At 63.1% G+C, this 7,967-nt stretch carries 5 protein-coding genes and 1 pseudogene; 1 reads left to right on the top strand and 5 read right to left on the bottom strand.

Annotated elements, in window-relative coordinates; genetic code table 11:
* A pseudogene (locus tag BLS75_RS10650) lies at nt 1-113 on the bottom strand (heme utilization protein); the annotation flags it as partial.
* Nucleotides 114-489: 376 nt separating this feature from the next.
* Here BLS75_RS10650 and BLS75_RS10645 point away from each other — a divergent pair.
* Nucleotides 490-1,245: a COG4705 family protein gene (locus tag BLS75_RS10645; RefSeq protein ID WP_072450818.1), complete on the top strand. Its 756-nt coding sequence runs from the start codon at nt 490-492 to the stop codon at nt 1,243-1,245.
* Nucleotides 1,246-1,338: 93 nt separating this feature from the next.
* Here the strand turns inward: BLS75_RS10645 and BLS75_RS10640 are convergent, their stop codons facing one another.
* The 4 genes from BLS75_RS10640 to BLS75_RS10625 all read right to left on the bottom strand — a co-directional run bounded on the left by BLS75_RS10640 (nt 1,339) and on the right by BLS75_RS10625 (nt 7,698).
* Entirely contained in the window at nt 1,339-2,661 is a 1,323-nt protein-coding gene (locus BLS75_RS10640; protein WP_011063058.1) for an MFS transporter, read from the bottom strand.
* Between the two features lie 265 nt (nt 2,662-2,926).
* Complete coding sequence (locus BLS75_RS10635; protein WP_072450817.1) at nt 2,927-4,261, bottom strand: sigma-54-dependent transcriptional regulator; 1,335 nt, start codon at nt 4,259-4,261, stop codon at nt 2,927-2,929.
* Entirely contained in the window at nt 4,255-6,021 is a 1,767-nt protein-coding gene (locus BLS75_RS10630) for an ATP-binding protein (RefSeq protein WP_011063056.1), read from the bottom strand. The genes BLS75_RS10635 and BLS75_RS10630 overlap by 7 nt, the downstream gene beginning before the upstream one ends.
* A gap of 153 nt (nt 6,022-6,174) precedes the next feature.
* The gene (locus BLS75_RS10625) at nt 6,175-7,698 is read right to left on the bottom strand and encodes a fumarate hydratase (RefSeq protein WP_011063055.1); all 1,524 of its coding nucleotides are present in this window, start codon (nt 7,696-7,698) and stop codon (nt 6,175-6,177) included.
* Nucleotides 7,699-7,967 lie beyond the last annotated feature (269 nt).

Below are 7,967 nucleotides of genomic sequence, written 5' to 3'. Positions count from 1 at the left end.
TCGTAGCCATCGGCAGCGAAGGTGGCAGAACCGGTGCGATCGTAGCCATCAGCGGCGAAGGTGTTGGCAGCCAGTACCGAGAGGGTCAGGGCGAGGATCAGTTTGCTTTTCATGATGGTGACTCCGGGTTCGTTGAGATGAATGCGTTGGGCTTGGGATGAATCCTACTCCGGTAAAGTTGATATAAAAGCGCAAATTAATGCTTATAAATATCTGCTTTATCGATGCTTATGAGATCAGCCCTCGCCGCCAAATACCGCGTTCAAGCCTCACTGCATAGAAGAGCCAAGTACCCACTTGGATTCATTAGCAGGCTATGCATCCAGCATTAACTGATCATTAATTGAGCAGATTGCTTGTAAGAAAATATTTCAACGATTTTTTCATCCGCGCCTTACCTGTTTTTCACCCCTTGACGTTCAGCCTCCGCGCAGGCCTGCAGTCCATAGACAGGCCGCCTTGAATGCGACCTTTGGAGCACCTTTGCGAATGAACAAGCTACCCCAGATCACCCTGGCCTTCTGGGTCATGAAAATCTGCGCGACCACCCTCGGCGAAACAGCGGGGGACCTGCTGTCGATGACCCTGAATGTGGGTTATGCCATCAGCTCGATGATTCTGATCAGTGTGTTCCTGCTGACCCTGGTCACCCAGCTGTGGTCCAAGACCTACAACCCGGTGCTGTACTGGATCGTGATCCTCTCCACCAGTACCGCCGGCACCACCATGTCGGATTTCATGGACCGCACCCTGGGCCTGGGCTATGCCAGTGGCTCGTTGATCCTGATCGGTATTCTGCTGGCGATCTTCGCGCTCTGGCGTCTGAGTGGCGACTCGCTGAACGTCAACAAGATCCAGACCTTTCGCGGCGAGATGTTCTATTGGATGGCGATCCTGTTTTCCAACACCCTGGGCACCGCCCTCGGCGACTACCTGGCGGACGATTCGGGGCTGGGCTTTGCCGGCGGGGCGCTGTTGATCGGCTCGACCATCGCCGTGGTGGTGCTGCTCAAGTACTTCACCAGGCTCTCGTCGGTGCTGTTGTTCTGGGTCGCTTTCGTATTGACCCGGCCGTTCGGCGCAACCTTGGGTGACTTCCTCACCAAACCCCACGAAAAAGGCGGCATGGATTTCGGCACCATCGGCTCGTCGGCGGTATTGGCGGGAATCCTGCTGGTGATGATCGTGGGGGCGGCCTGGGCCCAGAGCCGCGATGGGCGCCAGGGCGCTGCCGAACTTTCCTGACCTGTACAGCCTCTGTAGGAGCCGGCTTGCCGGCGAAAGCTTCCCCACAGATCGCGAAAAGCGCCCGGGCCTTGCACCCGGGCGTTGTTGTTTTCAGTCAGTCTCGATCCGCGAATGCTTGCGGGTGTCTTTCATGGTCGCGTAGACCAGCAGCGAACAGGCGATGCAGGCGGTGACGTACCAGTAGTAGCCGGTTTCCATGCCGATGCTCTTGAACCACAGGGCGATGTATTCGGCGGTACCGCCGAAGATCGATACGGTCAGTGCGTACGGCAGGCCCACGCCCAGGGCGCGGATTTCCGTAGGGAACAGCTCGGCCTTGACCACCGCGTTGATCGAGGTGTAGCCGCTGACGATGATCAGCGCCGCCATGATCAGGAAGAACGCGCCCCACCAGGTCTGGATGGTGTGCAGGGTGGTGAGGATCGGCACGGTGAACAGGGTGCCGAGGATACCGAAGGCAATCAGGATCGGGCGCCGGCCAACCTTGTCCGAGAGAGCACCGATTACCGGTTGCAGGCACATGAACAGGAACAGCGTGGCGGCGGAAATGGTGGTGGAGTCGGAGATGCTCATGCCGACAGTGTTCACCAGGTATTTCTGCATGTAGGTGGTGTAGGTATAGAAGGCCAGGGTGCCGCCCATGGTCAGGCCGACCACGGTCATCAACTCCTTGGGATGACGCATCAGGGTGCGCATCAGGCTTTCCTTGGGCTTTTCCTTCTTCTTGGTGAAGGACTCGGTTTCTTCCATGCCGCGACGCAGGTACAGGGCTACCACGGCGCAGAGGGCACCGATGCCGAACGGAATCCGCCAGCCCCAGGACTGCAGTTCCTCGGTGGTCAGAATGTTCTGCAGCACGATCAGCACCGCCAGGGCAATGAGCTGGCCGGAGATCAGGGTCACGTACTGGAAGCTGGAGAAGAAGCCACGACGTTCCTTGGTCGCCATCTCGCTGAGGTAGGTGGCCGAGGTACCGTATTCACCGCCTACCGACAGGCCCTGCATCAGGCGCGCCAGCACCAGCAGGATGGGAGCGCCGACGCCGATGGTTTCGTAACCCGGGGTCAGGGCGATGATCAGCGAGCCGAAGCACATCAGCAGCACCGAGGCCATCAAGGCGGCCTTACGCCCTTTGCGGTCGGCATACAGCCCCATCAGCCAGCCACCGATCGGGCGCATCAGGAAGCCCACGGCGAAGATCGCGGCGGTGTTCAGCAGTTGGGCGGTGGTGTCGCCCTTGGGGAAGAAGACTTTGGCGAAGTACAGCGAGAAGGCGGCGTAGACGTACCAGTCGTACCACTCGACCATGTTGCCCACGGAACCGCTGAAGATCGACTTCAGGCGGCTGGCGGTGGTCTTTTCTGTGGCGGGCGCAGCCGCCGACCCGGCAGGCAGGGTATTAGAGATATCCATGAAGGACCCTTCTATTCATTGTTTTTGTGGAGTGCGCGCGAGCGCAGCCTGCTGGGGCTATAGCAGGACCTGTGCCAAGGGCGAGAAGCCCGGGCTAGAGGGGGGGAGGCGGGGGTGATGAGCGGAAATCCGCCTATCGGCACCTTGCGGGTAAGCGGGAAATTGCCGAAAGCGGCCGTGCCCCCTGGGCATGTGGGCGAAGGCGTCGATGGGGGCGGTGCCGGGCTTTAGGGCTGATTCTCCGGCAAGCCGGGTCCTATAGGGGTTACTCCTCCTTGAGGAAGTGTTCCCTGGTCAGTCCATGGCGCTGCATCTTTTCGTTAAGAGTCCGGCGGGGCAGTTGCAGCTCGTTGAGTACCGCCTTGATATCTCCCTTGTGCCGGCTCAGGGCCGCGCGCAGGCATTGGGCCTCGAAGGCTTCCTGCTGCGCCGCCAGGGACTGGCCGGGTTCGATGGCGTCGGGTTCCGGCTCGCCCAGGCCCAGCACCTGGCGCTCGGCGGCGTTGGCCAGTTCGCGCACGTTGCCCGGCCAGTCGTGGCTGAGCAGGCGGCTCAGTTGCGCGCCGCTCAAGGGCGCGACGCTGCGCCCCAGGCGTTCCCCGGCATTCTGGGCAAAGTGCTCGTAGAGCAGTGGGATGTCCTCGCGGCGCTCGCGCAAGGGTGGCAGGCGCAGTTCAGCCACGGTCAGGCGGTAGGCCAGGTCTTCACGGAAACGCCCGGCACGGGCCTCGTCCAGCAGGTCGGGCTTGGTGGCGGCGATGATCCGCAGGTCGACCTTGATGCTCTGGTTGGAACCCAGGCGTTCCAGCTTCTGCTCCTGCAACACCCGCAGCAGCTTGACCTGCTGGGCCAGGGGCATGCTTTCGATCTCGTCGAGAAACAGCGTGCCGCCGTCGGCGTATTCCAGTTTGCCGACGCGTTTGCCCTGGGCGCCGGTGAAGGCGCCGCTTTCATGGCCGAACAGCTCGGCCTCGAACAACTGCTCGGGGATCGCCGCGCAGTTCAGGGCGACGAAGGGCTTGCCGGCCCGCGGGCCGAAGTCGTGCAGGCAGCGGGCAATCAGTTCTTTGCCGCTGCCGGTCTCACCGCGGATCAGCACATTGACCGGCAGGGCTGCCAGTTCCAGTACCTGGCGGCGCAGGGTCTGCAAGGCCCTGGAGACCCCCAGCAAGGTGGCGTCGAGCTTGGCCCGGCTGTCGGCCTGTTGGTGCAGGCGGCGGTTTTCCAGGACCAGGCGGCGCTTGTCCAGGGCCCGGCGCAGGCTGCTGAGCAGGGTGTCGGGGCTGAAGGGTTTTTCCAGGAAGTCGTAGGCCCCGTCGCGCATGGCTTCCACCGCCATGGGCACATCGCCGTGGCCTGTGAGCAGGATGATCGGCAGGTCCGGGTCCAGGTGCTGGACCTGGGCCAGCAGTTCCAGGCCACTGATGCCGGGCATGCGCACATCGCTGAGGATCACCCCGGGAAAGTTCTTCGGCAGTTGCGCCAGACAGTCCTCGGCCCGGCTGAACAGCTGGACCTCGAAGCCCGACAGGCTCAGCCACTGCTCGACGGCGGTACGGATGCTGGCTTCGTCGTCCACCACGATCACTGAGTTCAGCATTGGATATGGGCCTCCAGGTCGATGGGCAGGCTCAGGGTGAACACCGCCCCTTGCTCCTGGTTGGCCACGCTCAGGCGGCCACCCAGCTCGTGGACTATGGCATAGGACACCGCCAGCCCCAGCCCCAGGCCATCACCCACCGGTTTGGTGGTGAAGAATGGATCGAAGACGCTCAGCAAGTGTTCCTCGGCAATGCCGCCGCCGTTGTCGGCCACCCGCAGTTGCCAGAGCTGGTCTTCGGCTTCGAGACTGATCTCCAGGCGCTTGTGCGGTTTGTCCTGCATGGCGTCCAGGGCATTGCGCAGCAGGTTGATCAGCACCTGTTCCAGGCGGATGGCGTCGCCCCGGACCCAGGCCGGGCGGGTCAGTTGCAGCACCACTTCGACGTCTTCGGCACGCAGCCGGGCTTCCAGCAAGTGCAGCGACTGGTCCACCACAGCGGTCAGGTCCAGGCGTTCTCGCAGGCCACTGGGGCTCTTGCGGGCGAAGGTCTTGAGGTGGCTGGTGAGGGCGGCCATGCGGGTCAGCATGTCGTCCAGTGGGCGCAGGGCTTTGTAGGCTTCGTCCACCCGGCCGTGATCCAGCAACAGCCTGAGGGTTGCCAGCTGCATGCGCTGGGTGGTCAGGGGCTGGTTGATTTCGTGGGCCAGGGCGGCGGACATCTGCCCCAGGGCCGCGAGCTTGGCCGATTGCACCAGGCCTTCCTGGGCGGTGCGCAGATCGCGGGTACGTTCCTCCACCAGTTGCTCCAGCTCCTGGCGATTGCGCTGGCGGACTTTCCCCAGGCGCCAGCGCTGGTTGAGGAACAGCAGCAGGAACACCAGGGTCAGCCAGGCACCGGCGGCGGCAAGCCCGGCATTGCGGGTTTCCTCGAAGGCATTCGGCGGTTTGCGCAGCAGGTGCAGGGTCCAGCCTTCGGCGGCCAACGGCAGGGACTCCCAGAGGTAGCTGGCGCGGCCCTCGGGGCCTTCGACCCGGGCCAGGCTGCTGTTGTCGTCAAAGCGTTGCAGCGTCTGGTGCTGCAGCGGGGTCAGGGGCTGTTTGTCGTACTGGCGGGTGAGCTTGATTTCTTCCAGGTCGTTGCTCGACAGCGGCTGCAAGTGCCGGTAGCGCCAGCCGGGCTGGTTGGCGATGAACACGATGCCCCGGGCATCGCTGACCAGCAGGGTGTCGTTGCCCTGGCTCCATTCATGTTCCAGCTCGGGGAATTCCAGCTTGACCACCATGGCCCCGAGGAAGTCCTGGTTGTCGGCCTTGACTGCGCTGGCCAGGAAATACCCCGGGATGCCGCTGGTCACGCCCACCGCGTAGAAGCGCCCGCTGCCCTGGCTGCGGGTCTGCTTGAAGTAGGGGCGAAAGCCGTAGTTGTGGCCCACGTAGCTGCTGGGCAGGCGCCAGTTGCTGGCGGCCACGGCCAGGCCCTCATGGTTCAGCAGCTCCAGGGTCGAGGAGCGGGCCGCGCCATTGATCTTTTCCAGCTTGCGGTTCAATGCGTCCTGGGTTTCGGTGGCCACCGGCCCCTGCAGCGCCGCGCGCAGTTCCGGGTCCAGGGCCAGGACCGCCGGCAGGGCGCGATAGCGTTCGATCAGGGTATGCAGCGAGTTGGCATACAGCCCCAACTGCTCATTGGCACGGGCGGCTTCCTCCACCAGCGTCTGCCGTTCTGCATGGCGCATGGCCAGGCCGGCGCTGAGCACGGTGCCAGCAAGAATCACCAGGATATAGAACGTCAAGCGGAGGGGGCGAGAGATCTGGGCCATGAGTCGGGGCAGGCTGCAATGGGGGCGGGAACGATAGCATGAGCGCCGGGGCTAACGTTGATCGCGGACAGTGTCGGGAAAGGGCGGTGCATAAAAAAAGCGGCGGGCCATTCAATGAACAGCACCGCCGCCTGGGCCGAACGGAGGAAGGGCTTACTGCACTTCTACCGCCAGGCTGTCACTGATCTTCTTCTGCCAGATGGCGGGACCTGTGATGTGTACCGACTCGCCCTTGCTGTCGACTGCGACGGTCACCGGCATGTCCTTGACCTCGAACTCGTAGATCGCTTCCATGCCCAGTTCGGCAAAGGCCAGGACCTTGGACTTCTTGATCGCCTGGGCTACCAGGTAGGCAGCGCCGCCGACGGCCATCAGGTACACGGCCTTGTTGTCCTTGATCGCTTCGATCGCGGTCGGGCCGCGCTCGGACTTGCCGATCATGCCCAGCAGGCCGGTCTGCTCGAGGATCTGGCGGGTGAACTTGTCCATCCGCGTGGCGGTGGTCGGGCCAGCCGGGCCGACCACTTCGTCACCGACCGGATCGACCGGGCCGACGTAGTAGATGAAGCGACCCTTGAGGTCCACCGGCAGGGTTTCGCCCTTGTTCAGCATCTCGACCATGCGTTTGTGCGCAGCGTCGCGGCCGGTGAGCATCTTGCCGTTGAGCAGTACGGTTTCGCCCGGCTTCCAGCTTTGCACTTCTTCCGGGGTCAGGGTGTCGAGGTTGACCCGACGGGCCGACGGGCCGGCTTCCCAGACGATTTCCGGGTAGGCGTCCAGCGGTGGCGCTTCCAGGCTCGCCGGGCCGGAGCCATCCAGTACGAAGTGCGCGTGACGGGTTGCGGCGCAGTTGGGGATCATGCACACCGGCAGGGAAGCGGCGTGGGTCGGGTAGTCCATGATCTTCACGTCGAGCACGGTGGTCAGGCCACCGAGGCCCTGGGCGCCGATGCCCAGCTGGTTGACCTTCTCGAACAGCTCCAGGCGGATCTCTTCGATGCGGTTCTGCGGGCCACGGGCCTTGAGCTCGTGGATGTCGATGGATTCCATCAACACTTCCTTGGCCATCACTGCCGCTTTCTCGGCGGTGCCGCCGATACCGATGCCCAGCATGCCCGGTGGGCACCAGCCGGCGCCCATGGTCGGAACGGTCTTGAGTACCCAGTCGACGATCGAGTCGGACGGGTTGAGCATGGCCATCTTCGATTTGTTCTCGGAGCCGCCGCCCTTGGCCGCCACGTCCACTTCCACGGTGTTGCCCGGGACGATGGAGTAGTGGATCACCGCCGGGGTGTTGTCCTTGGTGTTTTTCCTGCTACCTGCCGGGTCGGCCAGGATGGAGGCGCGCAGGACGTTTTCCGGCAGGTTGTAGGCGCGACGCACGCCCTCGTTGATCATGTCGTCCAGGCTCATGGTGGCGCCGTCCCAGCGCACGTCCATGCCCACGCGCACGAATACCGTGACGATGCCGGTGTCCTGGCAGATCGGCCGGTGGCCGGTGGCGCACATGCGCGAGTTGATCAGGATCTGCGCTATGGAATCACGGGCAGCCGGCGATTCTTCCCGCAGGTAGGCCTCGTGCATCGCCTGGATGAAGTCCACGGGGTGGTAGTAGGAAATGAACTGCAGGGCGTCGGCAACGCTCTGAATCAGGTCGTCTTGCTTGATCACGGTCATGAGTCGCGCTCCTCTAAAAGACGGGAACATTTAATAAGGTGCCTGCACTTGGGTGCATCGGTCGGATGCAGGCACCTTCTAAGGCACGCCGGACAGACAACTGGCGCGACGCTAAAAAGGCGCGGCAGTATACCTCGCCTGGGGGTTGGGTACACCCGCCGGCCGGGCCAACCAAAGTCGCCTATCGGATGGGCACTGTTCTTGCCTGAGTCGGCGCTGAAACCTGGCGACGGGGTTTTAAATTTGAATAGTCATTTGCCGGGCTCAGC

The sequence above is a fragment of the Pseudomonas sp. NFPP12 genome, from assembly GCF_900103205.1.
GTDB lineage: Bacteria > Pseudomonadota > Gammaproteobacteria > Pseudomonadales > Pseudomonadaceae > Aquipseudomonas > Aquipseudomonas protegens.
Note: the sequence above shows the minus strand (reverse complement) of the source record. Positions and strands in the feature narration are given on the sequence as shown.

Bases quoted from the DNA above. Each gene is read 5' to 3' on its own strand.
- BLS75_RS10645 (WP_072450818.1), top strand. From the start codon at position 490: ATGAACAAGCTACCCCAGATCACCCTGGCCTTCTGGGTCATGAAAATC.
- BLS75_RS10640 (WP_011063058.1), bottom strand. From the start codon at position 2,661: ATGGATATCTCTAATACCCTGCCTGCCGGGTCGGCGGCTGCGCCCGCC.
- BLS75_RS10635 (WP_072450817.1), bottom strand. From the start codon at position 4,261: ATGCTGAACTCAGTGATCGTGGTGGACGACGAAGCCAGCATCCGTACC.
- BLS75_RS10630 (WP_011063056.1), bottom strand. From the start codon at position 6,021: ATGGCCCAGATCTCTCGCCCCCTCCGCTTGACGTTCTATATCCTGGTG.
- BLS75_RS10625 (WP_011063055.1), bottom strand. From the start codon at position 7,698: ATGACCGTGATCAAGCAAGACGACCTGATTCAGAGCGTTGCCGACGCC.